At 43.0% G+C, this 25774-nt stretch carries 30 protein-coding genes and 3 pseudogenes; 31 read left to right on the forward strand and 2 right to left on the reverse strand.

Features of this window, described 5'->3' with window-relative positions:
• Nucleotides 1-77 precede the first annotated feature (77 nt).
• The 8 genes from OCV61_RS16575 to OCV61_RS16610 all read left to right on the forward strand — a co-directional run bounded on the left by OCV61_RS16575 (nt 78) and on the right by OCV61_RS16610 (nt 4499).
• On the forward strand, nt 78-683 hold the full coding sequence (locus OCV61_RS16575; protein WP_158422723.1) for a DUF4366 domain-containing protein: 606 nt from the start codon (nt 78-80) through the stop codon (nt 681-683).
• Nucleotides 659-877: a hypothetical protein gene (locus tag OCV61_RS16580; RefSeq protein WP_330411893.1), complete on the forward strand. Its 219-nt coding sequence runs from the start codon at nt 659-661 to the stop codon at nt 875-877. Before OCV61_RS16575 ends, OCV61_RS16580 begins: the two co-directional genes overlap by 25 nt.
• A complete protein-coding gene (locus tag OCV61_RS16585) occupies nt 878-1279 on the forward strand; it encodes a cysteine-rich VLP protein (RefSeq protein ID WP_055650129.1) in 402 nt (133 codons plus the stop codon).
• A 132-nt stretch (nt 1280-1411) separates the two neighbouring features.
• Nucleotides 1412-2002 carry a defense against restriction DarA-related protein gene (locus tag OCV61_RS16590; protein WP_262583256.1) on the forward strand — a complete coding sequence of 197 codons (591 nt, stop codon included), beginning with the start codon at nt 1412-1414 and terminating at the stop codon, nt 2000-2002.
• Between the two features lie 12 nt (nt 2003-2014).
• The gene (locus OCV61_RS16595) at nt 2015-2197 is read left to right on the forward strand and encodes a DUF4316 domain-containing protein (protein WP_003500078.1); all 183 of its coding nucleotides are present in this window, start codon (nt 2015-2017) and stop codon (nt 2195-2197) included.
• Complete coding sequence (locus tag OCV61_RS16600) at nt 2197-2538, forward strand: plasmid mobilization protein (RefSeq protein WP_012741672.1); 342 nt, start codon at nt 2197-2199, stop codon at nt 2536-2538. Before OCV61_RS16595 ends, OCV61_RS16600 begins: the two co-directional genes overlap by 1 nt.
• A gap of 175 nt (nt 2539-2713) precedes the next feature.
• Nucleotides 2714-3004, forward strand: coding sequence for a CD1845 family protein (locus OCV61_RS16605; protein ID WP_158422725.1), 291 nt, complete (start codon nt 2714-2716; stop codon nt 3002-3004).
• A gap of 79 nt (nt 3005-3083) precedes the next feature.
• Nucleotides 3084-4499 carry a relaxase/mobilization nuclease domain-containing protein gene (locus OCV61_RS16610; protein WP_158422726.1) on the forward strand — a complete coding sequence of 472 codons (1416 nt, stop codon included), beginning with the start codon at nt 3084-3086 and terminating at the stop codon, nt 4497-4499.
• Nucleotides 4500-4668: 169 nt separating this feature from the next.
• Here OCV61_RS16610 and OCV61_RS16615 read toward each other — a convergent pair whose 3' ends face one another.
• Nucleotides 4669-5028: a helix-turn-helix transcriptional regulator gene (locus tag OCV61_RS16615; RefSeq protein ID WP_036626676.1), complete on the reverse strand. Its 360-nt coding sequence runs from the start codon at nt 5026-5028 to the stop codon at nt 4669-4671.
• A gap of 194 nt (nt 5029-5222) precedes the next feature.
• Here OCV61_RS16615 and OCV61_RS16620 point away from each other — a divergent pair, with 194 nt between their 5' ends.
• From OCV61_RS16620 to OCV61_RS16650, 7 genes are all read left to right on the forward strand, one after another.
• The gene (locus tag OCV61_RS16620; protein ID WP_158422727.1) at nt 5223-6092 is read left to right on the forward strand and encodes an AraC family transcriptional regulator; all 870 of its coding nucleotides are present in this window, start codon (nt 5223-5225) and stop codon (nt 6090-6092) included.
• Entirely contained in the window at nt 6093-7136 is a 1044-nt protein-coding gene (locus OCV61_RS16625) for a C45 family autoproteolytic acyltransferase/hydolase (RefSeq protein WP_158422728.1), read from the forward strand. It begins immediately after the preceding gene.
• A 502-nt stretch (nt 7137-7638) separates the two neighbouring features.
• Nucleotides 7639-8061, forward strand: coding sequence for an RNA polymerase sigma factor (locus tag OCV61_RS16630; protein WP_172679366.1), 423 nt, complete (start codon nt 7639-7641; stop codon nt 8059-8061).
• 508 nt (nt 8062-8569) lie between these two features.
• Nucleotides 8570-8773 carry a hypothetical protein gene (locus OCV61_RS16635; RefSeq protein WP_044927990.1) on the forward strand — a complete coding sequence of 68 codons (204 nt, stop codon included), beginning with the start codon at nt 8570-8572 and terminating at the stop codon, nt 8771-8773.
• 133 nt (nt 8774-8906) lie between these two features.
• The gene (locus OCV61_RS16640) at nt 8907-9083 is read left to right on the forward strand and encodes a hypothetical protein (protein ID WP_262583264.1); all 177 of its coding nucleotides are present in this window, start codon (nt 8907-8909) and stop codon (nt 9081-9083) included.
• Between the two features lie 89 nt (nt 9084-9172).
• Entirely contained in the window at nt 9173-10681 is a 1509-nt protein-coding gene (locus tag OCV61_RS16645; protein WP_158422730.1) for a recombinase family protein, read from the forward strand.
• A gap of 99 nt (nt 10682-10780) precedes the next feature.
• Entirely contained in the window at nt 10781-11407 is a 627-nt protein-coding gene (locus tag OCV61_RS16650) for a DUF3786 domain-containing protein (RefSeq protein ID WP_158422731.1), read from the forward strand.
• Here OCV61_RS16650 and OCV61_RS16655 read toward each other — a convergent pair.
• Complete coding sequence (locus OCV61_RS16655) at nt 11329-11976, reverse strand: TetR/AcrR family transcriptional regulator (protein ID WP_158422732.1); 648 nt, start codon at nt 11974-11976, stop codon at nt 11329-11331. The two genes, OCV61_RS16650 and OCV61_RS16655, sit on opposite strands and share 79 nt — an antisense overlap.
• A gap of 168 nt (nt 11977-12144) precedes the next feature.
• On the opposite strand from OCV61_RS16655, the gene OCV61_RS16660 reads away from it, so the two are divergent.
• The 16 genes and pseudogenes from OCV61_RS16660 to OCV61_RS16740 form a co-directional block, all read left to right on the forward strand.
• On the forward strand, nt 12145-12915 hold the full coding sequence (locus tag OCV61_RS16660; protein ID WP_158422733.1) for an ATP-binding protein: 771 nt from the start codon (nt 12145-12147) through the stop codon (nt 12913-12915).
• A gap of 441 nt (nt 12916-13356) precedes the next feature.
• Nucleotides 13357-13584 (forward strand): annotated as a pseudogene (locus OCV61_RS18945) (carbon monoxide dehydrogenase); the annotation flags it as partial.
• A gap of 351 nt (nt 13585-13935) precedes the next feature.
• On the forward strand, nt 13936-14718 hold the full coding sequence (locus OCV61_RS16675) for a ZIP family metal transporter (protein WP_158422736.1): 783 nt from the start codon (nt 13936-13938) through the stop codon (nt 14716-14718).
• A 19-nt stretch (nt 14719-14737) separates the two neighbouring features.
• Complete coding sequence (locus tag OCV61_RS16680; protein WP_262583268.1) at nt 14738-14920, forward strand: hypothetical protein; 183 nt, start codon at nt 14738-14740, stop codon at nt 14918-14920.
• Between the two features lie 14 nt (nt 14921-14934).
• Nucleotides 14935-15603: a class I SAM-dependent methyltransferase gene (locus OCV61_RS16685; RefSeq protein ID WP_158422745.1), complete on the forward strand. Its 669-nt coding sequence runs from the start codon at nt 14935-14937 to the stop codon at nt 15601-15603.
• Nucleotides 15593-16294 (forward strand): transglutaminase-like domain-containing protein, encoded by a 702-nt coding sequence (locus OCV61_RS16690; RefSeq protein ID WP_158422737.1) that lies wholly within the window; start codon nt 15593-15595, stop codon nt 16292-16294. Before OCV61_RS16685 ends, OCV61_RS16690 begins: the two co-directional genes overlap by 11 nt.
• 404 nt (nt 16295-16698) lie before the next feature.
• Entirely contained in the window at nt 16699-17691 is a 993-nt protein-coding gene (locus tag OCV61_RS16695; RefSeq protein WP_158422738.1) for a helix-turn-helix domain-containing protein, read from the forward strand.
• Nucleotides 17681-19492, forward strand: coding sequence for an ABC transporter ATP-binding protein (locus OCV61_RS16700; protein ID WP_158422739.1), 1812 nt, complete (start codon nt 17681-17683; stop codon nt 19490-19492). The genes OCV61_RS16695 and OCV61_RS16700 overlap by 11 nt, the downstream gene beginning before the upstream one ends.
• Nucleotides 19477-21237, forward strand: a complete 1761-nt coding sequence (locus tag OCV61_RS16705; RefSeq protein WP_158422740.1) for an ABC transporter ATP-binding protein — start codon at nt 19477-19479, stop codon at nt 21235-21237. The genes OCV61_RS16700 and OCV61_RS16705 overlap by 16 nt, the downstream gene beginning before the upstream one ends.
• A 14-nt stretch (nt 21238-21251) precedes the next feature.
• Nucleotides 21252-21848, forward strand: a complete 597-nt coding sequence (locus tag OCV61_RS16710) for an MptD family putative ECF transporter S component (protein WP_158422741.1) — start codon at nt 21252-21254, stop codon at nt 21846-21848.
• A complete protein-coding gene (locus OCV61_RS16715) occupies nt 21848-22525 on the forward strand; it encodes an energy-coupling factor transporter transmembrane component T (protein ID WP_158422742.1) in 678 nt (225 codons plus the stop codon). Before OCV61_RS16710 ends, OCV61_RS16715 begins: the two co-directional genes overlap by 1 nt.
• A gap of 5 nt (nt 22526-22530) precedes the next feature.
• Entirely contained in the window at nt 22531-23913 is a 1383-nt protein-coding gene (locus OCV61_RS16720; RefSeq protein WP_158422743.1) for an ABC transporter ATP-binding protein, read from the forward strand.
• A gap of 353 nt (nt 23914-24266) precedes the next feature.
• Entirely contained in the window at nt 24267-24659 is a 393-nt protein-coding gene (locus OCV61_RS16725; RefSeq protein ID WP_117539884.1) for a pyridoxamine 5'-phosphate oxidase family protein, read from the forward strand.
• A gap of 12 nt (nt 24660-24671) precedes the next feature.
• Nucleotides 24672-25358: a PAS domain-containing protein gene (locus tag OCV61_RS16730; RefSeq protein WP_158422744.1), complete on the forward strand. Its 687-nt coding sequence runs from the start codon at nt 24672-24674 to the stop codon at nt 25356-25358.
• A gap of 4 nt (nt 25359-25362) precedes the next feature.
• Nucleotides 25363-25485: pseudogene (locus OCV61_RS18875) on the forward strand (DUF4186 family protein); the annotation flags it as partial.
• Between the two features lie 71 nt (nt 25486-25556).
• Nucleotides 25557-25700 (forward strand): annotated as a pseudogene (locus OCV61_RS16740) (aspartate dehydrogenase); the annotation flags it as partial.
• Nucleotides 25701-25774: the final 74 nt, after the last annotated feature.

Below are 25774 nucleotides of genomic sequence, written 5' to 3' on the forward strand. Positions count from 1 at the left end.
AAGCGAAAGCCAGCGCCTTGAGACGCTGGCCTAGCATTAAAGGCTTATAGCCATCCTACGAGCCACCCGTTTCACGGGTGGGGGCGACTTGCCTGATCTTTACAGTCCCGGCTTATGCACAGAGCAGCGAGCCGCAGCCGGAGACAGCTCCCTCCCCGGCAGAAACCGAAGCAGAGCCGGAAACCCAGAACCCCTTTACCCCGGACGGGACGGGAACCGTGGTGGACAACGCCACCGACGAGGATGGAAAGGAGTTCTACACCATCACCACAGCAGACGAGAGCGTGTTTTATCTGGTGATCGACAAACAGAAAACCAGCGAGAACGTTTATTTCCTCAATACCGTTACCACAGACGACCTTCTGCCTCTTGCCGAACAGGGCAAGGAACCGCCCAAAGAAGTGACCCCTGAGCCCGAGCCAAAGCCCACCGAACCGGTGGAGGAAGTACCGGAACCCAAGCCGGAGAAAAAGGACAGCCCCCTTCTCTCTCTGCTCCTGATTGGTGCGGTGGTGCTGGCCGGCGGTGGAATTGGTTACTATTTCAAGATTTACAAGCCGAAGCATGAAGCCCCGGATTTGGAAGATGATTACTGCGAATATGAGGACGGGGAGCTGGAGGAGATCGCAGAGGAACCCGAGGACGAAGATACCCCGCCATGGGAGGAAGATACGGAGGAATGAGAATGAATTTTACAAGCAGCCCTTTTGAACGAATGATGAAGGAAGTACCGCACCCCGGCTGGGACAATGACGACCCTTGTAAGGGATGCCGTTATTACAAGGAGTGCAAAGGAAAGAAAAAACAGTGCCGGAAGAAGTTCCGGGCGCTGATCGTGGAGCCCCGCCCTTCGGGCCATCGTGGCCCGAAGTCATAAATGGACGCCCGGGAGCTGACCCGTGACGAGAAGAAGAAAATCCGCACTCTGGTCACGGGGATGTGCGCCAACTATGACCGGGAAAGCGGCCTGTGCCTTCCTCTTGACTGTGCCTGCTATATGCTGCACAAGTGCTGGACAGGGGCGTACTGCCGTTACTTCCGTGAGGCTGTCCTGCCCCTTAACCCGGAGCTTCAAGCGGCGCTGACAACGGAAGGCATCTCCCCGGAGCTGCGGGCCTGTGCGGTCTGCGGAAAGGCATTTTTGCCCGAGGGGCGTCAAGCCTACTGCTCCGACGCCTGCAAGGCCGAAGGGAACCGACGGAAAAGCCGGGAACGCATGAGGAAAATGCGGGAGAAAAGGCCGGGCGGCTGTTACGATTTGCCGCCTCCAAAGGCTTGACATTCCGGGCTTTTTTGAGGGTGTTTCCGGGGTGGGAATATCTTATTACATTCCTCCCCGGTCTGCCCTCTTATTTCGTAACATCCAGCACTTCGGGTCATGTTGGCCCGAGGCACAGAAAGGAGGGATCTCTTGGAGACAGTACAAGGATATGTGATTTTGAAAGCTGCCACCTTTGAAACCGGACACGGCTTTGCGCTGGGGCATAATCCGGGAGCGACGAGCCCCTTTGTGACCTGGCAGTTTACCGAGGGGGAAAACGGCCATCGGGATTACTACTGGGGTCGCTATAGAACCAGTCAGGCATGGGCGCAGAGGGACTTTGACCGCCGGGTGGACGACTATCAGCAGCTTTACCATGCGGCGGTCAAGCATACCGAGCTGGGACCGGAGGGCGTTTACCGCTATTATTCCACCCAGCGGCCCGTGGACATAGGAACTTACCCGAAGCTGCCGGATAACCAGCCTCTTTCCATCGTCAACTACGACGATGACAGGCGGCGTCCTGTGGCAGACGGCAGTCTGATGGCATGGGGCGAACTGACCTACGCAAAGCCGCTGACCGAAAAGCAGATGGAGGATTATGAACTGAAACCAGCACCGGGCAATCCTGACCGGGTGCGCCCATCCATTACCGCCCGGCTCAAAGAAGGAACCAGAGGGCATGAACCCCCGAAGGAGCCCGGCCAGAAGCGGAGCCATAAAAACCATGAGGAACGATAAAGGAGGAACGCCATGCACGAAAAAGACAACTATCTGAAAACCGCCGAGCTCTCCACGGAGCAGAACTGCAACATGATCGACGGCGTACCCAACAACACGCCCATCCCACCCACGCCCCCGGAGCTGGATGCAAAACCGCTTGATAAGGTAAAGGAACCCAAAGAGCGCCGGAAAGGCCGGGAGCTGGAACGCTGATGGAGAACCGCAAGCGGAATGTCCATCTGCACGTCATGGTAACGCCGGACGAGCTGGCAGCCATCCATGAACGGATGGCTGAGGCGGGCATTTCCAACGCCGGGGCTTATGTACGGAAAATGGCTCTGAATGGGTATATCCTGCACATCGACCTTGCGCCCGTAAAAGAGCTGATCTCTCTGCAACGGCGCTGTTCTAACAATCTCAATCAGGTTGCCATACACGCACATACCTATGGCGTGTACCCGGAGGAAATCGACGGATTGAAGCGGGACTATGAAAAGCTGTGGGGCGAGGTGTCAAAGGTGCTGCGGGAGCTCTCCGAGTTGGTGGCAAAGTAAGACGAGGGCGGCAGGCTTCCGTTGCGGGGCTTGCCGCCCTGCTCTTTTTTTACCACTTCGGGCCAGTATGACCCGAAGGTTTGGGACAGGATTTACTAATCTTTCGCAACATTTATGTCCCCGGGCAGGCATGATAAAATAGAGGCAGGAAGGATAGATAAAGGAGGTTTTGAAGATGAAGATACTGCTGAAAATATTGGTTGCTCCCTTTGCTTTAGCGTTGTCCCTTCTGGCGGCTCTGCTGGTGTTCCTATTTGATATTTGTGCCGTCCTGCTGACGATTGCCTCTGTGATCCTGGCGGTGCTGGGTGTCGCTCTCTTTTTCACGCCGACGCCCATAGGCGGGATTGTATTTCTGTTTCTTGCCTTCCTTCTTTCGCCGTATGGACTGCAAGCGGCGGCGGGCTCCCTTCTTTGGGCGCTGGACGGAGGCAAATCCGCTCTGTACCGGTTTCTGGTAAGTTAAGCAGCCTCGGGCCATACTGGCCCGAAGTCGGGGCGGTCTGAATGGGCCGCCCCTTTCTCATGGAAAGGAGGAATGATTTTTGGCTACCACAACTTTGTTACAGCGCCATGCGGGCGAAGGCGAAACGATTGCTGAGGCTATCCGGGATTGTCTGGACTATGGCAAGGACCCGGAGAAAACAGAAAGCGGAAAGTATATCTCCGCTTATGAATGTGATCCGGCCACCGTGGCGGACGAGTTCCTTTTGGCAAAGGCCAGCTATGCCGCTATGACGGGCCGGGAACAGAAGAAAGAAAATAATGTGCTGTGCTATCAGATACGACAATCCTTCTATCCGGGCGAGATCACCCCGAAGGAGGCGAACCGTATCGGCTATGAGCTGGCTATGCGCTGGACAAAGGGGCGGCACGCTTTTATCGTTACCACGCACACCGATAAGCAGCACATCCATTGTCACATTTATTACAACTCCACCACCCTTGACTGCACCCGGAAATTCCGAAATTTTTGGGGCTCCAGCTTCGCCCTTCGGCGGCTCTCTGACAGGCTGTGCCTTGAAAACGGGCTATCCATCGTGGAGAACCCGAAGCCCCGGAGCAAGGGCAAGTATCGGAACTATGGAGAGTGGCAGAAAGACCGGAAAGGGCCGCTTTCCTATCAGGACAGGCTGCGCCTTGCCATTGATACTGCGTTGGCGGAACGCCCCGCTGATTTGGACGAATTTCTCAATTTGATGAAGCGGGCCGGGTATGAGGTCAAGACGGTTCGGGGCGGCGGTATCAGCTTCCGGCTGACCGGGCAGGGACAGGAACGCTTCACCCGTCTGCGTGCCTCCACGCTGGGGGACGGCTACGACTTGCAAGATGTTCTGTCCGCCATTGAGGGCAAAGAAAAACGCCTCGGGCGCTCGGAGCGGAAAATCAGTCTGGCGGTGGATATTCAAGCAAAGCTGGCTGCCGGTAAGGGGCCGGGATATGAACGCTGGGCGAAGGTATTTAACATTAAGCAGATGGCCGCCGCTCTTGCCTATATACAGGACAATAACCTGACCGATTATGAGCAGTTGGCGAAGAAAGCCACCGAGGCAGCAGACCGTTTCCATGTTATTTCCGAACAGGTCAAGCAGACGGAGCAGGCCATGAAAACCAATGCCGGGCTAAAGGCCGCAACGGTTCAGTATGCCAAAACCCGCCCAGTCTTTGAGCAGTATAAGGCGACGAAGTACAGCCGGAAATTCCTTGCGGAGCATGAGGCCGACCTTGAACTGTACCGGGCTGCACAAGCGGAAATGCGCTCTCTGCTGGGCGGGGCGAAGCTCCCTAAAATGGATGTGCTGAAGGAGGAAGGCCGCAAGCTCACAGCAAAGAAAAAACAGCTCTATGGAGAATACCAGAAGGCACGACGGGATATGCAGGAGATCGTCACGATCAAGGCGAACATTGACACTCTGATGGGCTACACCGAGCCGGGAAGAAAGCAGGAAAAGGAGCGTTAAGGTTATGAAAATAAGGAGCAAAGCGACGCTGACACTTCGGGCCATGTTGGCCCGAAGATACGGGTTTGGGGCGAGCCCCAACAAGCCGCCTTTGTGCCACTTGTGGCCACAGAGGCATTGCTTGCCACTTAGCGGCAGCCCCTAAAATAGCGCAAAAAAACAGAGGCCCTTATTCTGGAACCTCCGTTTCTCTGGCTTTCTTAATGCCCTCGGCTGTGGCTTCTATTACGACAAGCTCTTTTTCATTCATGGAGTTTAGAAGCACATCAATGTGCTTTCTGCAAGAGCTTGACCTTGCCCCTCCGTCCGCATGAATAAACTGGTCAACTGAAACGTCAAACATGGTAATGAGTTTAACAAAAAGGTCAAAGCTGGGATACTGACCCTTGTTCTCAATATTCATAATGGTACGGGAGTCACGGTCTACTAATTCCGCAACATAGGCTTGTGTCCAGCCCTTTTCTTCTCTGGCTCTTTTGAGAGCCGCCCCGAGGCCATGAAAGTCAAACCTTCTTTCATCTTGGTTCATTCTCATATCACCCTATATCATTTTACATTTCGTGTTAGATTATGAGAATGTAATGGGATTTTACATTAAGTAGTATTTTATTTCGCTTAGACTTGCATACAAATTTTTATTAAGTTAAAGTTTACAAAAGAGAGCAGAGAAAGCGAGGATTAAATTTCTTATATCAGGTATGATGTCAAAAAGGAGGAATCTGTATGGAATGGTTGAAAAGAATAAACAACGCCATAGATTATATAGAGCATAATTTGGATAGTGACATATCTTACGATGAAGCTGCCCAGATAGCGTGTTGCTCAACTTATTACTTTCAACGGATGTTTTCTTACATTACAGGAATTTCATTAGCTGAATATATAAAACGCCGTAGAATGACACAAGCTGCTTTTGAATTACAACGAACAAATAAAAGAGTGTTGGAAATTGCCTTAAAATATGGGTACACATCCCCTACATCTTTTAATCGAGCATTTCAGAATGTACATGGCATTTCTCCGGTTGCGGCTAAAGACATCGGAAATACATTAAATGCTTATCCAGCTATTAGATTTTCTGTCAACATTACAGGAGGAAGTGCAATGTCTTATCACATTGAGAAAAAAGGACCCTTGCGTATCGTTGGTGTTCGGACCCCTCTGGTAGAGGATTCTGAAACTAACATGAAAAATGTGCCCGATTTTTGGCTACACACTTTGACTACTACTCAATTCCATCAAATATGTAATTTTAGACAAAACGAACCAAAAGGAATTTTAGGTGTAACTGTCTACCACAACCCAGATAATATTTTTTATTATATTGCAGCTTCAACGGACAATCCAATCCTCAAAGAAATGTATGAATATGAAATACCTGAAACAACTTGGGTAATTTTTGAAAATGATGGCTATTTCAAAGAAAGTGTACAAGGTGTGTTTCGCCGTTTTTATACAGAATGGCTACCTTTTTCCGGATATGAATATGCAGGATTACCTGATATTGAGGTATATCCAGTTGTTGAGGACGGGACAATACATGGACATTCAGAAGTGTGGATTGCAATTAAAAAGAAGGAGGAAAATATATAAATGTACCATTTAAGATTAAAAGGCGACCATTATCAGATGGGTGTTAAAAGAGGAACCATTTTTCAAAAGGCAAATATATCGTTTCCACTTCATCTTGATACCTTTCAGCTAAACCATGGAAAAGAAAGTGAAAAAATTCTTAGAGAATTTTTTCCTGAGGTATGTGAAGAAATAAGAGGTGTAAGTGAGATCATAGGTGCTGATTACCTTTCTTTCATATCTTGGATGCTATGTATGGGCTGTTGTATGTATAACTTAGAAAATAATATTCCAGTTGAGATAAGAGGCTGTACTGCTTTTGCTTATTCCAAAGATGATAATATAATTTATGGGCGCAATAATGATTTACCGCCATATTTACGGGATGGTAGTAAAAGTGAAATTTATTCTCCTCAAAACGGAAACCGATTTAATATCACTACTTCTTCTTTTATCAATGGAGAGGAGGGATTAAACGAACATGGTTTAGCGGTTGCAATGACTTTTGTTATGACAAGACTTGAAAAAATTAAGCCAGGCTTTAATTCGTGCTTTATTGTTAGATATTTATTAGAAAAGGCAGATGATACAGAAACCGCTATTTCGTTGCTTATGGAATTACCCATAGCTTCTAACTGCAATATCCTTCTCGCAGATAAAAATGGAAAAATGGTTGTTGTTGAATGTACTCCAGATAAAAAAAATATTCGAGAAGCCATAACATCAGATAACGGGAGTATTGTATGTACAGTAAATAGCTTTACATCTGATGAATATGCTTCTTATGACGATTCCAACGGCGATGATTATGATTCTGCCAAACGATATAAAGTTGTTATGAATAGTTTTATAGATAAGATTACCAGCAATTATTTAGAAAATACGATGTCCCTTCTTAAAGGCGAATATGGCTTTATGTGTCAATATGAAGATCCTAATTTTCAAACGGTTTGGAGTTCCATATTCAATCTAAAAAATTTGATGATTTATCGAGCAGAGGGAGACCCACGAAAAAAGAAGTTCATAACAGACAGTCGGTTACATGATATAAAATTCGGCAGATAAGGTTTTAATATACATAAAACAAGTTATCAATTTTATATCCTATCAATCTGCCCGGCGGCAGAAAAGAAAAAAACCGCTGACAGGCAGATGATTCCTCATGCAAACTTACACAGCTAATACGGCGGTTTTGAGTAAATCAGAGCCGCCGTTTCTTTTCGTCTACCCTAAACCAACGACGACCTAACACCGTGTAAATTCACGGCGGCATATAGGAGGATTGCCGCCGTGTCTATTTTTGTCTTTTTCCACAGTATCCATGATCTGCACCAGTTAAAAAAAGCGTAGCTCCCCCTCCGGGACAGTCTGGTTATGAATGTGAAATTAGACAACATATAAATGAATATGTAACTTCATGCGTCCGTGTGGCTTCATGCCGCCCGGGCGCTTTTGCGTTCTTATGGGGCCGCTTCGGGCCATGTTGGCCCGAAGTCATTCCCCGGTGCCGCTCCCCGCCGCCTTCGTTTCGGTCACTCGTCAACCAACAACCGAAACGGAGGTCAATATGGCTATTATCAATTTGCGGGACTATTACCCATTCTATACATCGGATTGCTTCATGGAAGTATCGGAAGAAGTTGCAGAAATGTTCAAAGAGTTTGATCGTAAAGAGGCTGCTTATCGGCTGCGTACATACCGCCACAAAGCCTACTATTCCCTTGATCGGGATGACGGGCTGGAGCATGAGGCTGTCTTTGTCGCTTTATCTCCCCATGAACTGTATGAGCGGAAAGTGACCATGCAGGAACTTCACGCAGCGATTACCAGTCTGCCAGACAAACAGGCAAAACGGATTTACGCCCATTTCATTCTCGGCATGACCAAACAGGACATTGCCCGGGCAGAGGGCGTCCATGAAAAAGTAGTTCGTGTCGCAATCGAGCGAGGTCTGCGTCGCTTAGAAAAAATTTTGAAAAATTCTTTGTAAGGCGTACCGATTTAGGCTGGAAAATGAAATGGCTTATGAGAGGCAAAACACTTCGGGTCACAATGGCCCGAGGTTCAGACAAGCCTCATGCAGATTGAAAATTGAATAAAAAGGCACCCGGATACGAAGGGGAACGCGCTGTGTGACAGACCCGCCATGACCTCGGATTTCAGAGAATACAGTCTTTGTAAAACTGAGCGAGCGAACAGGTCCATGCCATAGGTGGGGCAAGGCTGGCTCCACCGGAACAGGCGCAGAACCCGGATACTTGCGTTTAGTCACAGTCCGAGCGTTGAAGCGGCCTTGTAAGCCGTGAGCCGTCGCAGGCAATGAGAACGCCTTGCCATCAGAATGGGGAGAGTTGAAATACTATGGGGCATGAAGCCTATGCCCGTCCGGTGTGTCTGAAATGAAGTGAAAACCTATGGGGAGCCCCCGGCAATGCTGTCTGATGATAGGCCAACCAATCTGGCGTGGCTCCCCATCTTTTCAAAAAAAGGAGCACTTTATGGGAAATGCGTTTGGAATGATCCCCGGCTTGGAACCGGACGAATGGAGCAATGACGCCTGCCGTGGTTATGTCATTATGGCAATGGAGGACTGCGGATTTTCAAAGAAGGATATACGGCGTGTTGTGGGGCAGCTTTATGAAGTATTTGACCTCAACAGCGTGGAGGACGCCAAAGAAAAGTACCATTCCAGTCCTTACTGACCTCGGGTCACATCGACCCGAAGTGGAGAAAGCTCAAAGGGCGGCACCTGCTGGGTGCCGTCTTTTGACATTTCCCCACGGGACAAGTGGGAAAGGCAGGCATATACACGCACTTTCGCAAAGGAGGTTTTCAATGATGCAAGCTGTCACTTATGAACGAGAAACAAAGTCTGTCGCATTTCAAGGGAAGATCATTGTGCTGGAAAGCCTCACGCCGGTACTTCCCCCGAAGGAGAAAGCACAGCGCAAAAAAGAAATTGAGCGTTGTCTTTATGAGGTGTTCCGCAAATATGGAGACAGATTTCCCTAATCATTCGCAACATTGTTGTCCGGGGCTGCTGATGGTATAATATAGTTGTAAGGTTGGTAGCTCCATTCCAACAAGGAAAGGAGCCCAATATGGAATTTATCAGAGAAGATTGTATTTACGCAAGACAGTCAGTAGACCGCAAGGACAGTATCAGCATTGAAAGTCAGATCGACTTTTGCAAGTATGAATTGAAAGGTGGGAGCTGCCGGGTATTCAAGGACAAAGGATATTCCGGTAAAAATACGGACAGGCCGGAGTTTCAAAAGCTGCTGGGCGAGATCCGCAAGGGAAAGGTCAGGCGGGTCATCGTGTATAAACTGGACCGTATAAGCCGCTCTATTCTGGACTTTACAACGATGATGGAGCTGTTTCAAGAGTATGATGTGGAGTTTGTATCATCCACAGAAAAGTTTGATACTTCGACCCCGATGGGCCGGGCCATGCTGAATATCTGCATTGTATTCGCCCAGCTTGAACGTGAGACAATTCAGAAGCGTGTCACAGACGCCTACTATTCACGGTGCCTGAAAGGCTTTCACATGAGCGGACAGGCACCATACGGTTATCAGTTAGAGCCTACTGTGGTAGAGGGTATCCGCACAAAGAAAATGGTTGCCAACCCCGTAGCCGCCGACCATGTTCGGCTGATGTTTGAAATGTACGCTGAACCGGAAACCTCCTTCGGAGATATTACCCGATACTTCGAGGAACATGACATAAAAATTTATGGCAAATCCATGTTCCGTACATTTCTTTCCCAGCTTTTAAGAAACCCCGTTTACGCACAGGCCGATTTGGAGCTGTACGAATTTTTCAAGAGCCAGGGCGCAGCGATTGTCAATGACGCTTCCGACTTTGCCGGAACAAACGGCTGCTATCTCTATCAGGGGCGGGATGTGAAGGAGGACAAGGACAGGTGCTTAAAAGACCAGATACTTGTTATCGCTCCCCACGAAGCACTCATTTCCTCTGACACATGGCTTAAATGCCGGAAAAAACTTATGGCAAATACCACCTTCCAGCAGGGACGGAAACCGAAAAATACTTGGCTGGCCGGAAAAATCAAATGCGGGCATTGTGGGTATGCTCTGAAAGCCACCCATGTACCAAACAGCACCGGATATTTCCGCTGTACCAAACGGACGGAAAACAAAGGCTGTCCGGGCTGCGGGAAAATCCGCAAAGAAGAATTTGAGCAATTCATTTTCTCGGCCATGCAGGAGAAGTTCAAAGACTTTCAGATACTCCACGGCAGAGAGGAAAAAGTCAATCCGAAACTGACCGCCTATCAAGTGGAGCTGGCACAGGTGGAGTCAGAAATTGAAAAGCTGCTTGATACGCTGACCGGAGCCAATGCGACCTTGCTTGCCTACGCTAACAAAAAAATTGAAGAACTGGACACCCGACGCCAGACCATTTCAAAGGCAATCGCTGAATTGAGCGTTGAAATCATATCTCCCCAGCAGATAAAGAAGTTATCCTATTATCTCGACAACTGGGACAGCATAGATTTTGACGACAAAAGAAAAGCCGCCGATGGTTTGATCTCTACGATCAAGGCCACCAGCGACCGTGTTCAGATAGAGTGGAAAATCTGACATTTCTGCTCTATCGCCCCTCATTTCTATTTTATCTTGTTTGTACCCCTTGTACACCGATGTTTACATGATACTATAAATGTTCACAAAGGAGAGCTTATGGAATACAAAAATCAAACAGAAAATCGTGCATTTCAGGAAATGTTGCAGGCAGCAGTAAAAAGGCTGCAAAATCGTTCCGGAGAGGATCTTGCTGCAAAAAGTGGGGCTGTTTTTCATAGCAGCCGAAATGTGCTTGAAGTACTGAGTTTTTATGAAACGATTGAAATTCAACTCCCTGAGTTTTGTATTAACTCAAACATGGACGAATGGCATTATCTGACATTGCTGCATTATCTGGATATGGCCGATGGAACAGAAGGTTCACAGAAGCTCATTACTTTTGGTAACCTGAAAGATGGATTGATTCGAGGAACCAAGTTTGATCAGACTGCAGAGCAGAAACTGGAAAAGCTTTTGCAGGATAAAGATCCTGAGATGATTCAGAAAGCATGTAAAAGCCTAGGTGCAGAATTCACAGAGACAAAGGCGGATTTGTGTGCTGTTTTTCCAGTTCTGCCAAGATATCCGGTAACTTTAAAGGTATGGTTTGCAGATGAAGAATTTCCTGTATCGGGAAAACTATTTCTTCAAGATCATGCCGATCATTATCTAAGTGTAGAAGATGCGGTAACAGTCGGAGAAATCTTGCTACAAAAATTATCGGAAGCATTTTCTTCCCTCTGATCATGAATCAGAAAACTTTCCAGTCCGGCTTTGATAAATTTGTCAATTGTTGTCTGAATCTGTTTCCAGTCATTACAGTGATTGCGGAGCATCAGTCTGTTGATGGAAAGACAGCCATTCATTTGAAAATAAAAAACCGATTCTGCCTGCTCAAAGGTCAGGAGGCTGTGTGACATAAGCCAGGTCACATAGCCTTCTTTTGTATTTTCTGCTATTTTTTCCAGAAGAATGGGAGCAATTGTATCATCCAGAAACAGTGTCCTGTATTGTGATTCCATCTGTATTTTCTGACAGAACGGATAGGAACAGCTTTTTTGATTTAGACAGAATAAATGATCTACAGTTGTTAACATATCCTGAGTCATATCATTAAAAATATCTGATAATACATCATGGATATCGTAGTAATGAAGATAAAAAGTGCCACGGTTGATTTCAGCATTTTTGCAGATCTCTGTAACTGTAATTTTCGTAAAACTTTTCTGCTTTAACAATTCTAGGAAAGTATCTTTTATGGTTTGCTTGGTATAGCGGGTACGGCGATCTTGTTTTCTCGTTTTTTCTGACATTATATACTCCTGTATTATTTGGTATCATATGATTCCTCAACAATTTTTCTGATGTGTTGAGTAGCCATACAAATCTCACAGATTGATTATTGTAATTTATATAGTAACAACTATAATGAAATTTAAAGAAAAAGTCAACAGATTATTCAGAATGCTAGGAGGAAAAACATGGGACATGTAATTGCTGTATCAGGAAAAGGCGGTGTAGGGAAAACAACCCTTTGTGGATTGTTGATTCAATATTTATGTGAAAATAGAAAACATCCTGTTTTAGCTGTAGATGCAGATGCAAATGCGAATTTGAATGAAGTGCTCGGCGTCGAACCGGAGATTACACTGGGAGAACTGAGAGAAGAGATTGAACGTGCAGGAGTTGATCCACGATATCAGATTCCGGCAGGAATGACTAAACAGGCATATTTGGAAATGCGTCTTTCCGATGCAATTGCAGAAGAAGACGATTATGATTTGATGGTAATGGGACGAACCCAGGGACAGGGCTGCTATTGTTTTGTAAATGGTCTTGTGCAGACCCAGGTTCAGAAACTGCAAAGCCATTATCCATATATTGTGGTTGATAACGAAGCAGGTATGGAACATATCAGCAGAGGAATCCTGCCAATGATGGAAGTTGCGATTCTTGTAAGTGACTGTTCCAGAAGAGGTGTTCAGGCAGCCGGACGTATTGCAAAGCTGATGAAGGAGTTAAACTTTAAACCACAAAAAACTGGATTAATCGTGAATCGTGTTCCAGATGGAAAACTGGATGCCGGAACTCTGGAAGAAATCCGAAATCAGGGACTGGAACTGTTAGGGGTTGTACCACATGATGACCAGGTATATCAGTATGACTGTGATGGAAAGCCGATCATACGGCTTCCGAAAGATTCTCCTGTAAGAAGTGCACTGGGAGAAATTGTAAAGAAGTTAGGATTGTGAGTTGGAGGATTAAAAGTATGAAGATTACAGTATGTGGCAAAGGTTGGCTGTGGAAAAAGTACAGTATCAGCGCTGCTTGCCAAAGAATTTGAACGAATGGGAAAGACTGTTCTTGTAGCCGATTCTGATGAATCAAATTATGGACTGCATCGCCAATTTGGCGTAAAGCTTCCAAGGGATTTTACAGAGTATTTTGGCGGTAAGGAGAAAGCTTTTAAAACAATGATGGCAGGAGAGATTCTTGATACTGTGAAGTTGTCTGCATTTGCAAAAAAGTTCTATTCGGAACCATTTACATTGAATGAGATACCCGAAGAATATATTTCACGAAACAATGGCGTGATGCTTATTTCCAGTGGAAAAATACATCAGGCAAATGAAGGCTGTGCCTGCACAATGAATAGTATTTTAAAGCAATTTATCAAACATCTGACAGTAGGGGAAAATGTAATGCTTAAACGGATCATCAATAATCTTATTCTGCACTGAGAGGATGTTGTGCTGCTGGATATGGAAGCAGGTTTGGGACATCTTGGAAGAGGGACAACAGAAGGTATGGATCAGTTTATCGTTGTGATAGAACCGGGAGCCAGAAGTGTTCAGACTTATAGAAACGTAAAGCGTCTGGCAGAAGAACTGGGGGTAAAGAAAGTGAGGGTTGTTGCAAATTATGCTATTTTTACAGTACTGCTGTCAGAAGGAGATACAACCATAACATTATTGTGTGAAAGAGTAAATTCCACCGCCCTTTTGTAAATTTTTGAAAGAAATATATTGTTATATGATTACTTAAGTGATATACTTAAGCATAATAAAACCGTGTGAAATTACAGTTTGCTTTTTGCACGGTTTTCTTTATACTAGACAGTTAGTTAAAGCTAACGTAATGAAAGTATGAAAAATTATAGAATAACAGATATTAGGCAATATAATCAATAAGCTATAGAACTAATACTATACCGCTGAAGATAATTATTTTTGCCAATGAATTTTTTCGAGCATATATGGAAGGAAAATATAATGCGAATAAATATTTTTGAAGGTATACTGATTCCGTTTGTTGGAACAACGATAGGATCAGCATGTGTGTTTTTTATGAGACAAACACTTAATAAATCCGTGCAACGTGCACTTGCAGGATTTGCAGCGGGTATAATGGTTGCTGCTTCAATTTGGAGTCTTCTGGTTCCGGCTATTAAACAATCTGAGAATATGGGAGCTTTATCGTTTGTTCCGGCAGTTGTTGGGTTCTGGATTGGTATATTGTTTTTACTCGCTCTTGATCATTTGATTCCGCATCTTCATGTTGGAAGTGATCAGGCAGAGGGACCGAAAAGCAAACTTGGCCGTACTACGATGATGGTGTTGGCAGTTACATTACATAATATCCCTGAAGGTATGGCAGTTGGTGTAATGTATGCTGGATTTCTTGCTGAAAATGCACAGATTACAGCAACAAGTGCACTTGCTTTATCACTTGGAATTGCTATCCAGAATTTTCCAGAAGGAGCGATTATATCCATGCCGCTTAGGGCAGAGGGTGAAAGTAAGAAAAAGGCATTTCTGGGAGGTGTACTTTCAGGAGTGGTTGAACCGATTGGAGCAGTACTGACGATTCTTGCCGCACAGCTGGTAATCCCGGCATTACCATATTTACTCAGCTTTGCAGCAGGAGCCATGTTATATGTCGTGGTTGAAGAACTAATTCCGGAAATGTCTCAGGGACAGCACTCAAATATCGGTACGCTTTTCTTTGCACTTGGATTTAGTTTGATGATGATCTTGGATGTGGCACTGGGGTAAGAGGAGAGGAATGATTCTTATGAGAATATTGATTTATGGTGCGGGTGTGATCGGTTCCTTGTATGCAGCACTCACTCCAAGGTTGATTCAGCCGACAACATTTGCAGAAATATCAGGAAATAAATCCGAAAGAACTAAGCAGTTTTATGCTTATATGAACAGAAGGAAGAAATGCGGATGCAAGACGAAAAAGGCACAGTGATTGGAGAAAAAAGCATGAAAAATGAAGAATATAAAAAATTGTCAATTAAAGAATTTACAAAAGCAGCAGGAAGATATGAAAGTAGCCATGCTGGTATTTACGAAATGTGCAAGAAAGATTATCCGGATATTCTGGAAGAATTAGAAAAGGAGCCATTTAGAGATCTATTAGATGCAGGTTGCGGATCTGCTCCGATGATTTCTTTATTAGCAGAAAAATATCCAGACCGACATTATACAGGACTGGATCTGACTCCTGCCATGATTGAACAGGCAAAAAAGAAAAATATTCCAAATGCAACATTTGTTGTAGGAGACTGTGAGAACTTTCCTTTTGAAAACGATTCATTTGATGCAATTATTTGTTCTATGAGCTTCCATCATTATCCGGATCCACAGGCATTTTTTGACAGTGTGAAAAGATGTCTTCGCCCAAATGGAAGATTGATACTGAGAGATGTGACCAGTGACAATAAAGTATTGGTATGGCTGATGAATACATTGGAAATGCCATTGGCAAATATATGCGGACATGGAGATGTCCGAGTGCCAACAAGAGATGTGGTCATAAAATGCTGCAAAAAAGCAGGATTAAAAGTAGAAAAATTTGAAATCCGTAAAGGTATGCGACTGCATTGTGTTGTGAGAAAACCTATGGGAAAGGCGATAGGAAATGAAGGATAAATATCTTAGGGAAACACGAATGGTTGATTTTTCTAATCCGGCCATTCAAAAACTTATTCGAAATATGAAATGGAAGGAAATGGGTGAATTTGAAAGGATTAAGGCAATCTACAACTATGTAAGAGATGATATTTTATTTGGATATAATATTGATGACGGAATTCCTGCTTCAAAAGTACTTGCAGATGGTTATGGACAATGTAATACAAAAGGAACTTTATTTATGGCACTTTTACGTGCCTGCAATATTCCATGCAGAGTACATGGTTTTACGATTGATAAAAGATTGCAGAAAGGGGCTATGACCGGGTTTGTTTACCGTAATGCTCCAAAAAGTATTTTCCATAGCTGGGTAGAAATTAATTTCGAAAATCAGTGGTATGAACTGGAAGCTTTCATTTTGGATAAAACCTACATAAAGAAGTTACAGGAACAAAATTCGGAATGTACAGGTGCATTTTGCGGTTATGGAGTAGCAGTCAAGGATTTCAGGAATCTCATTATTGAGTTTGATAGGAACAATACTTATATTCAGAGCGAGGGAATCAATCAGGATTTTGGTGTTTATGATTGTCCAGATAAACTGTTGAAGGAACATCATCAAGAAATTTCAGCTTTTAAAGCATTTGCTTATAGACATATTGGAAGACACCTCATGAATCGTAATATCAGGAAGATCAGAGAACGATAGTTTTAAACTTTTAGAATTAAAATTAAATTTGAATGGTAATATGGCAGACAAAATACAAAATGCCTATAAAACATAAAAAAATATTCTTGCAAAGAAAGGTCGGTTTTCTCCACCGTGTCAGACGGAGAAAGAGCTAAGAAATATCCTTCAAAAACTATATAAAGAAACGGATATCCATGTTGACGGTTCCATGATATATTTCTATTGCGTGAAGTAATGCAATGATGATGATTCATTATAAAGTTTCAGATAATAAGTCTGGAACTTTATTTTTTGTCCAAATGGATTATTGCCGTCCGTTCAGGTCTGGATAATGCTCGATTCTCATGTTAAGATAATAGAAAAAAAGGTTAGATAGAACTAACACAAAGAAATACCATTATGTGAAAGGAAGGAGAAGAAATTTGAATGTAAATGAAATTGCAAGTCTTGGAAGTAATGTGAAGCCTGTGATTCAGAATGAGAATTGTTCGATCCTTATGCTGAATGATATGACAGGAGAAGGAGTGATGACAATTTACCGTGTGCTGCCCGGAGTGATGATTTGCTTTTCAGACATGCATATGGAACAGTGTGTATCTGAATTTGAATTGAAGAATGACAGAAAAATATTCTGTATTGACCACTGCCGGGAGGGAAGAATTGAGATGGAGGTAAAGCCTGGTGTGTTCAGTATTATGCAGGAAAAGGAACTTCGTCTGGATAACAGAGAAAATCATAAAGGGACAACTTATTATCCTCTGAAGCATTATCATGGAGTCAGTATTTTCATGGAAGTTGTGGAAGTTCAGAAGGCACTTGATGAATTGTTTCAGGGATTTTCCGTATCCATTGAGAATCTTCGAAGCCGGTATTGTGCCGAAGAGAAACCTTATGTAATTCGGGGAGATAAGGAACTTGAGTCGATTCTTTCTGGATTTTACCAGAAAAACATGGCTCATCCAGAGCTTGCAAAAGCGAAAGAATATTATCAGATAAAAGTCGTGGAATTATTGTTGTACTTAAACACGATAACCGTAGAAGGCAGAAAAGAAGTCAGACCATATTATTACAAAACTCAGATGGAAAAAATCAAAGGGATTCATGCGCAGATCACAGGGAATCCTCAGACACGGTTTACCATCGAAGAACTTTCCTCTATGTATGAGATTCCACTGACAACTATGAAAAAATGCTTCAAAGATGTTTATGGAGATTCTATTTATTCTTATCAGAAGAGGTATCGCATGAATCTGGCTGCAAATATGCTGTTACAGGATAAAGAGAAAGAAGTACAGGAGATTGCCGCAAGTGTAGGATATGAAAATCCGGGGAAATTTTCATCTGCATTTCGAAGTGTGATGGGGCTGTCTCCGGCAGAGTACCGATTCAGAAAGGAAACCTTTGATGGAAAATAAAAAAGTATCAGAAAAAAAAGACAGTTGGCTGAAAGTATTGCTTGGTTATACCGAAGGAAGCGGGCAAAGGCTTGGAATATCCGTTGTTTTATCTGTTATCAGTATTATCAGTGGACTCATGCCATATTATTGCATTTACCGTGGCATTGATTTGTATATAAGAAATCTGAACCAGGCTCCTATGCAGGAAATTTTAAAGTGGTGTCTATATGCCCTACTCTTTTACATTATAAAAATTGTAAGCTTTTCTGCATCCACATGGATTTCCCATATAGCAGCCTATCACATATTGGAGGGTCTAAGGATCCGCCTGACAGACCGGTTTCTGAAAGCACCGTTAGGAGATGTAGAAGGGCACAGTATTGGTGAAATCAAGAGCATTATGGTAGAAAAAATCGAAAATATGGAACCTCCCATTGCCCATATGATTCCGGAAGGAAGCGGACATCTCCTGCTTCCGGTAATCAGCTTTATCGCTTTGTTTACATTGGACTGGAGAATTGCACTGGCTTCTCTTGTAACCGTTCCATTGTCCATGGTATTTATGACACTTACCATGATAATCAGTGGAAAAAGTTTCACTCAGTACGATGAATCAAATGCACATATGAACAGTACCATTGTAGAATACATAGAAGGAATCGAAGTCATTAAGGCATTTGGCAGGGCTGGAACCTCTTATGAGAAATATGCAAAAGCAATCCTGGATTACAAGAAATTTGTTGTGAAATGGCTGTCCTCCACCTGGATCACCATGAAAATGACATTCGCCCTGTTTCCTTCTACCTTGCTTGGAACTTTGCCTGTAGGTCTGTATCTGACCATGCATGGTCAGTTAACCATATCACAGCTTGTTTTGGCAGTCATGTTGTCCATGTCCATGGTAACATCTTTTGCAAAAATAGAGGTATTCTCCGAAAATCTTCGTGAAATGCAATATAACATTGAAAGTATACAGGACTTTTTAACGATGAAAGAATTGCCGGAGTCTTCTGTACGTGCCAATATCAGCAGCTATGATGTAAAACTGGAAAATGCGCATTTTTCCTATACTGGTAAGGAAAAGGATGAGGTGCTGCATGGAATAGACCTGACAATGCCGACAGGAAGTTTTACCGCATTGGTCGGACCGAGCGGTGGTGGTAAATCCACGGTAGCAAGGTTGATCTCAAGATTCTGGGATGTGACATCAGGAAGTATTACCATAGGTGGTGTGAATATTAAGGAAATTCCATTGTCACAGCTTTCAGAAATGGTTAGTTTTGTGACACAGGATAATTTCCTGTTCCGGTGTTCCATTCTGGAAAATATACGTCTTGGCAATCCGGCTGCATCGGATGAAGAGGTGCGGGAAGCAGCAAAAAAGGCATGCTGCCAGGAATTTATAGAAAAACTGCCACAGGGCTATGATACCCCGGCAGGGGAAGCAGGAAAACGCTTGTCCGGTGGAGAAAAGCAGAGAATTGCTATTGCCAGAATGGTATTAAAAAATGCACCGATCGTCATCCTTGACGAAGCGACTGCATTTACGGATCCGGAAAATGAGAACAAGATTCAGAAGAGTATTGAAGAACTGACAAAAGGCAAGACATTGCTGGTCATTGCACACAGACTTTCCACAATCACAGATGCAGAAAAAATTGTTGTTTTGAAAAATGGCTGTATAGAAGGAGAAGGAACTCAGGAAGAACTGATTCAGAACTGTCCGCTTTATCAGAGAATGTGGCAGGCCCATGTGGGAGTAAGGCACTGGGCAGTAGGAAGCCAGAAAGAAGGTGAAGAATCATGTTTGGCACTGTAAAAAGAATCATTGACTGGTGTGGAAGTTTTAAAAAGAATCTGTATATCGGTTTTATTTTTTCCTTTTTTTCAGGCTGGTTTGCGGCAATGCCGGTCATATGGGCTGCATATATAATCGGGAAGCTTGTAGAATGCGAAGGACAGGGAAAAGCTGTCTCAACGGTTTGGATTGGAAAAAGTATCGTGATTCTGTTGTTCTTTATTTTTCTGCGCTTTCTGTTTGATTATCTGAGAGCAAGATTTCAGGAGTCGATCAGTTATGAATTGATTGCCAGAGATAGACTTGCAGTGGGAGATGCACTGAAACGTGTATCTTTAGGATATTTCCAGAACATGAATACAGGCACGATTCTCAATTCTATTACTACAGGTCTTCATACGCTGGAAGGAATGGGAATCCGTATGATTGATAATTTTGTAGGAGGTTATCTGAATTTTATCTGTATTCTTTTGTGGCTTACCTGTATGAATTGGAGAGTGGGGCTGATTGCAGTGACGGGTGCTGCTGTTTCTCTGATATTTCTGCTTATCATTTCAAAGTACAGTACAAGAAATGCACCAGTCCTTGCAGCAGCAAACAGAGATCTGACCGGAGCAACCCTGGAATATGCCAGAGGACTTTCTGTAGTCAAATCCTTTGGAAAAGCAGGAGCTTCTATGGATTCTATGAAAAAAGCATGCAGGGACAGCCGTGATATTAATCTGAAAATAGAATGGGGGTATATTCCTTATAATGCACTGCATCTGCTGGCGTTAAAGACAGCAAGTGTGTGTATCGTGATCGCTGCATTTTATCTGGGATTTTCCGGACAGCTGGATTTTACTTATATGATGATTATAATTCTGTTGTCATTCCATGTGTTTGGCTCTTTGGAGCCGATTGCAGACTGCGCCCATGTACTGGCTGTCATTGATGATGCCTTGGATCATTTGGATGAATTGACAAAAGAGTCCTTCATTGATGCAGATGGACAGCAGATAGAGATTGCACACTATGATATCGAATTTCGGAATGTAGATTTTTCTTACGGAGAAGGGAGGGAAAGAAGACAGGTGCTCCATAATGTGAATTTGAAAATTCCGGAGTATTCAGTTGCAGCAATCGTGGGTCCTTCCGGAAGCGGAAAATCTACGATCTGCAATCTGATTGCCCGGTTTTATGATGCAGACAGTGGAAGTGTTCGTGTGGGAGGACATGATGTGAAAGAATTTACCTGTGACAGTCTGTTATCCAACATTTCCATGGTATTTCAGAATGTATATCTGTTTCATGATACAGTGAGGAATAATATTTGCTTTGGAAAAACGGATGCAACAGAAGCAGAAATGGTCGAAGCGGCAAAGAAAGCGCGCTGCCATGATTTTATTATGGCATTACCGGAAGGCTACGATACTGTCATCGGTGAAGGGGGTGGGAGCCTGTCCGGTGGAGAAAAACAGCGCATTTCCATCGCAAGAGCGATTCTGAAGGATGCACCGATTATTATACTTGACGAAGCGACAGCCAGTGTAGATCCGGAAAATGAACATCTGATCCAGGCAGCTATATCGGAACTTACAAAAGGAAAAACCATAGTAACCATTGCACACAGACTGGCGACGATTGAACAGGCAGATCAGATTCTGGTGGTAGATAATGGGCAGATTATTCAGAGAGGAACTCACACGGAACTGGTGGCTGTTCCTGGAAAATACAAGGATTTTGTAGATATCAGAAGCCAGTCGGAAGGCTGGAAAATCGGCTAGGAGGAACGAAAAACATGGAAGAATCAAGAAAATTATCAGGAAAGGATCTTATTACAATAGGAATCTTTTCTGCAATTTATTTTGTGCTCAATCTGGCAGCTATGTTTACTGGATTTGTGCCAGTGTTGTGGCTGCTGTTACCGGGCGTGACAGGAATTGTGACCGGAATCCCATTCCTGCTTATGACAGCTAAAGTGAGAAAACCAGGGGTAGTACTTATTATGGGAACAATTACTGCATTGCTTTATTTCGTGACTGGTCAGTTTACAGTATTGTTACTGATTACATTTGCTATTGCATGTATATTGTCGGAACTGTACAGGTCTGTGACAAAGTATGATAACAGTTTTACACATATGATGATATCGTTTGTGTTTTTCTGTTATGGAATGCTTGGCTCTCCACTGGCAATATGGGTGTATAAAGACAGTTTTCTGGCGCAGATTCAGCAAAATGGAATGTCTGCAGAATATGTCCGGTCTTTATCGGGATTGATTTCTACGCCAATGCTGATTATACTTTGTATCTCTCCAGTCATAGGAGGTGTGATTGGAGCGTTGATTGCTAAAGGTTTATTCCGTAAACATTTTAAGAAAGCAGGGATTGTCTGATGAATAAGAGAACAGTCATCAATCATCTTGATCCAAGAGCTGGGCTGTGGCTGCTTTTAATGGCAAATATTGGTATGTTCTGTCAGAAAAATTCTGAGCAGGGGAGTATGCTTTCAGGCATATTTCTCCTGCTTATGCTGGTGCATGGACTATATAAGGCGGCAGGTAAAGGTATCGTTTTACTTGTTTCTTTCCAACTTTTACTAATGTATGTATTTCCGCAGTGCCCCGCATGGATGAATATGGTGTTTCCGGTTTTAGTTAATTATTCATTACGTATGCTGCCATGTGTTTTGGCAGGTTTGTTGCTGCTTCGAACATCGTCCATGCAGAAAATGATCGCTGCCATGTATACACTGCATCTACCACAAGGATTTATCATAGCAATGTCTACGACACTTCGATATTTTCCGGCTTTGAAAGAGGAGTTCGTACATATAAATGCTGCCATGAAACTTCAGAATATTTCATGGGCATCCCGCTTGGAATGTACGTTAGTTCCATTGATCGTGTCTGCAGTCAATACATCGGATGAAATAGCGGCAGCGGCAGTGGCAAGAGGAATCGAGAATCCGGGAAAGAAGACCAGTGAAATAACACTTCACATGGGGATTTCAGACTGGTTGATAATGATTTTGGTAACATTTGGAATACTTATAGTGGTGATCGCAGGATAAAGAAAATGATAAAGTTTGAAAATGTAAATGTAACAATACAAGGGAAAAGAATTCTGTCAGACGTGAATCTGGAGATACAGGATGGGGAGTTCGTATTGATATGTGGGGAAAGTGGATGTGGAAAAACCACAATGACAAAATTGATTAATGGATTGATTCCACATTTTGTGAGGGATGTCAGCGTAGATGGAACGATTACGGTTTGCGGGGAAAATGTTGCAGAGATACCTATGTATGAAATTGCAGAGCTTGTAGGGTCTGTTTTTCAGAATCCAAGAACTCAGTTTTTTTATACGGATTCTAATGCTGAGATGGCATTTGGCCTGGAAAACAGAGGCGTGGAACCGGAATATATACGAAAAAGAATTAAGAATACAATAAATGAATTAGATATAGGGAAGCTGGAAGACCGAAATGTATTTTCCATGTCAGGTGGTGAGAAACAGCTTCTTGCGTTCGCATCAGTATATGCCATGAATCCGCAGATTTATGTGTTGGATGAGCCGTCAGCAAATCTGGATATAGTAGCGATGGAAAAGCTGAGTGAAAGAATGAAGGTAATTAAGGAGAAGGGACATACTGTAGTTGTGGCAGAGCACCGTCTGGCATGGATCCAGAAATTCGCAGACAGAATTATTTACATGAAAGAAGGACATATAGAACGGGAATTTACACCATCGGAGTTCAGGACTTTGTCAGATTCAGAGCGGGAACAGTTGGGATTAAGGAGTATAGTGCCGGAACAGATACAGATTCCGGAAATTTCCGGTGACTTGGAAAATGCAGAGCTTAAGGTGTGCAATCTTTCCTTTAAGAGAAAGAAACAGATGATTTTTCAGAATATTAGTTTATCTGCAAGAGCGGGAGACATCATCGGTATCACAGGGAAAAACGGTTCCGGAAAATCTACGTTTTGTAATTGTTTGTGTGGCTTGCTTAAAACAATGAATGGTGAGATTCTGTATAAAGGAAAAAAATTATCAGGAAAAGCGAGGACAAAATTATTTGGTATGGTCATGCAGGAAGTCAATCATCAGTTGTTTTCAGATAGTGTGAAAAATGAATGCCTGCTTGCAAATGAAGACGCTTCCGAACAGGAAATCAGGGAACTACTTGAAAAATTCGACTTAGAAGAGTATGCAGAATATCATCCGATGATATTATCTGGCGGACAAAGACAAAGGCTTGCTATTTGCCAGGCAGTTATGAGTGGAAAAAAGCTGCTTATTTTCGATGAACCTACCAGTGGACTGGATTTTAGGCATATGTGTCAGGTGGAAAAATTGATGAAACGGCTGGCAGAAGAAAAATATATTATTATAGTTGTAACACATGACTATGAGTTTTTGAATCGAGCTTGTAAGAGGTATATTAGAATAAATAGTTGACTTTTAGGAAAGGAAAACGGATTAAAGGAAGGAATTACTCATTCATGAACAGCTGAGATTATGAGAGAATCAATTAGGAAAAACAGGGAAAAGATAAGCCGGAGAGAATATGATCAGGATATAGGACGGTATAGCATAAGCAGAACAAGTCGGAGGTCGCAGATAACATGGTGACCTCCGGCTTTTTTGCGTGAGCAGTTACTGTGAAAGAAAAGTAACAAATCTCAATGTGTAAGGGCAATCTTCTCATAAGGCAAATTATTGATACTTAATAAAGCAATATATGCTATACTGAGAACAGTTGAAATTCATTATAATTATCAGATAAACAGTTAAGGCAGGAGGATTATACCATGGAACGAGTAGTAAATTTTTTGAAAGAAGCAGAAACATATTATTTGGCAACAGTGGAAGGAGACCAGCCAAGGGTAAGACCTTTTGGAACAGCACATATTTTTGAAGGAAAACTGTATATTCAGACCGGAAAGGTGAAAGATGTTTCAAAACAGATTCATGCAAATCCAAAGGTAGAAATCTGTGCATTTAAGAATGGAGAGTGGCTTCGTGTAGCAGGAGAACTTGTAGAAGATGATAGAAGAGAAGCAAGACAGTCTATGCTTGATGCTTATCCATCTTTACAGAATATGTACTCAGCAGATGATGGAAATACAGAGGTGTTTTATTTTAAGAATGCAACAGCTACATTTTCATCATTTACACATGAACCGGAAGTAGTGAAGTTCTAAGGATAACATAAGATGGCAAAAAGTAAGAAGACAAAAATACATAAAAAGATAGATGGTCAGCTTTTACAGATGAACAAGAAGTTTACTGATCTCAAGATGAAACAGAAGGATAAGATTACAGGCTGGGTGTATGAAGAATACAAAAAGTATGTAACAGAACATGATAAAGCACCTGATTCGCTGGCAGATGAACAGATTGTTGAAGCTGTACTTGATAAGATAAATGAGGCACAAATCTGGATACCAGGTGGAGAAATATACGATTATTATCGAAGAAAGAAACCACAACTTCAAAAGAGGCAGGATAATGAAGAGGTGATTAAGTTTAAATCTTATGTCAGCTTTTATAAAAGTATTGTTGATCAGGATAAGGCATCCGTTGTTATATGCAATCTTAAGCATGAGATTATTTACATGAATCCGGCAGCTGTTATCAGTTATGCGAAGCGAGGTGGCGATAAACTTATTGGAAAAAGTCTGTTAGATTGTCACAATCCGGAATCAAGAGATAAAATACAGCAGGTAGTGGACTGGTTTGCAGTAGATGAAAGTCATAATATCGTTTACACTTTTCACAATGAGAAACAGAATAAAGATGTTTATATGGTGGCACTCAGAGATGATGGGAAGTTGATAGGATATTATGAGAAACATGAATATCGAAATGCAGAGACTATGAAACAATACGATTTGTGGTGATGATATGACGAAGGATAAATGGTACAAGCAGTTATTTGAGCGACTGAACAATTCCAAGTTCCGAAGCAGTTTCCATCTAAAGCAGAAAGATATTGATTACATAAACGAAAAAGGACTGGATACAATTTGTAGATGCAGATGCATGTCCGGTAGTAGGTATTATCGAGACAATAGCAAAGTTAAAAGAAGGTGCACAGAGTGGGTCTATTTAAGAAAAAGCCAGCTACAAAGACATATGATAAAGAAAATAAGAAACCAGTAATCAAAGTGAGCATATGTAATGGCGAGCAAGTAGCTGGTTTTAAAGATATTCATACAGGTAAAATAGAGGAGCTTCTTGTATAATTCAAATATAAGGAATTCCGAGAAAGAAGGTTGAGAAAAAAATACCTCAGAGTAAAATAAGATTACTGACT

The organism is Blautia ammoniilytica (assembly GCF_025566965.1).
GTDB classification, from domain to species: domain Bacteria; phylum Bacillota; class Clostridia; order Lachnospirales; family Lachnospiraceae; genus Blautia_A; species Blautia_A ammoniilytica.

Bases quoted from the DNA above. Each gene is read 5' to 3' on its own strand.
- OCV61_RS16580 (WP_330411893.1), top strand. From the start codon at position 659: ATGGGAGGAAGATACGGAGGAATGAGAATGAATTTTACAAGCAGCCCT.
- OCV61_RS16585 (WP_055650129.1), top strand. From the start codon at position 878: ATGGACGCCCGGGAGCTGACCCGTGACGAGAAGAAGAAAATCCGCACT.
- OCV61_RS16595 (WP_003500078.1), top strand. From the start codon at position 2,015: ATGCACGAAAAAGACAACTATCTGAAAACCGCCGAGCTCTCCACGGAG.
- OCV61_RS16600 (WP_012741672.1), top strand. From the start codon at position 2,197: ATGGAGAACCGCAAGCGGAATGTCCATCTGCACGTCATGGTAACGCCG.
- OCV61_RS16605 (WP_158422725.1), top strand. From the start codon at position 2,714: ATGAAGATACTGCTGAAAATATTGGTTGCTCCCTTTGCTTTAGCGTTG.
- OCV61_RS16615 (WP_036626676.1), bottom strand. From the start codon at position 5,028: ATGAACCAAGATGAAAGAAGGTTTGACTTTCATGGCCTCGGGGCGGCT.
- OCV61_RS16620 (WP_158422727.1), top strand. From the start codon at position 5,223: ATGGAATGGTTGAAAAGAATAAACAACGCCATAGATTATATAGAGCAT.
- OCV61_RS16625 (WP_158422728.1), top strand. From the start codon at position 6,093: ATGTACCATTTAAGATTAAAAGGCGACCATTATCAGATGGGTGTTAAA.
- OCV61_RS16630 (WP_172679366.1), top strand. From the start codon at position 7,639: ATGGCTATTATCAATTTGCGGGACTATTACCCATTCTATACATCGGAT.
- OCV61_RS16635 (WP_044927990.1), top strand. From the start codon at position 8,570: ATGGGAAATGCGTTTGGAATGATCCCCGGCTTGGAACCGGACGAATGG.
- OCV61_RS16640 (WP_262583264.1), top strand. From the start codon at position 8,907: ATGATGCAAGCTGTCACTTATGAACGAGAAACAAAGTCTGTCGCATTT.
- OCV61_RS16645 (WP_158422730.1), top strand. From the start codon at position 9,173: ATGGAATTTATCAGAGAAGATTGTATTTACGCAAGACAGTCAGTAGAC.
- OCV61_RS16650 (WP_158422731.1), top strand. From the start codon at position 10,781: ATGGAATACAAAAATCAAACAGAAAATCGTGCATTTCAGGAAATGTTG.
- OCV61_RS16655 (WP_158422732.1), bottom strand. From the start codon at position 11,976: ATGTCAGAAAAAACGAGAAAACAAGATCGCCGTACCCGCTATACCAAG.
- OCV61_RS16660 (WP_158422733.1), top strand. From the start codon at position 12,145: ATGGGACATGTAATTGCTGTATCAGGAAAAGGCGGTGTAGGGAAAACA.
- OCV61_RS16675 (WP_158422736.1), top strand. From the start codon at position 13,936: ATGCGAATAAATATTTTTGAAGGTATACTGATTCCGTTTGTTGGAACA.
- OCV61_RS16680 (WP_262583268.1), top strand. From the start codon at position 14,738: ATGAGAATATTGATTTATGGTGCGGGTGTGATCGGTTCCTTGTATGCA.
- OCV61_RS16685 (WP_158422745.1), top strand. From the start codon at position 14,935: ATGAAAAATGAAGAATATAAAAAATTGTCAATTAAAGAATTTACAAAA.
- OCV61_RS16690 (WP_158422737.1), top strand. From the start codon at position 15,593: ATGAAGGATAAATATCTTAGGGAAACACGAATGGTTGATTTTTCTAAT.
- OCV61_RS16700 (WP_158422739.1), top strand. From the start codon at position 17,681: ATGGAAAATAAAAAAGTATCAGAAAAAAAAGACAGTTGGCTGAAAGTA.
- OCV61_RS16705 (WP_158422740.1), top strand. From the start codon at position 19,477: ATGTTTGGCACTGTAAAAAGAATCATTGACTGGTGTGGAAGTTTTAAA.
- OCV61_RS16710 (WP_158422741.1), top strand. From the start codon at position 21,252: ATGGAAGAATCAAGAAAATTATCAGGAAAGGATCTTATTACAATAGGA.
- OCV61_RS16715 (WP_158422742.1), top strand. From the start codon at position 21,848: ATGAATAAGAGAACAGTCATCAATCATCTTGATCCAAGAGCTGGGCTG.
- OCV61_RS16720 (WP_158422743.1), top strand. From the start codon at position 22,531: ATGATAAAGTTTGAAAATGTAAATGTAACAATACAAGGGAAAAGAATT.
- OCV61_RS16725 (WP_117539884.1), top strand. From the start codon at position 24,267: ATGGAACGAGTAGTAAATTTTTTGAAAGAAGCAGAAACATATTATTTG.
- OCV61_RS16730 (WP_158422744.1), top strand. From the start codon at position 24,672: ATGGCAAAAAGTAAGAAGACAAAAATACATAAAAAGATAGATGGTCAG.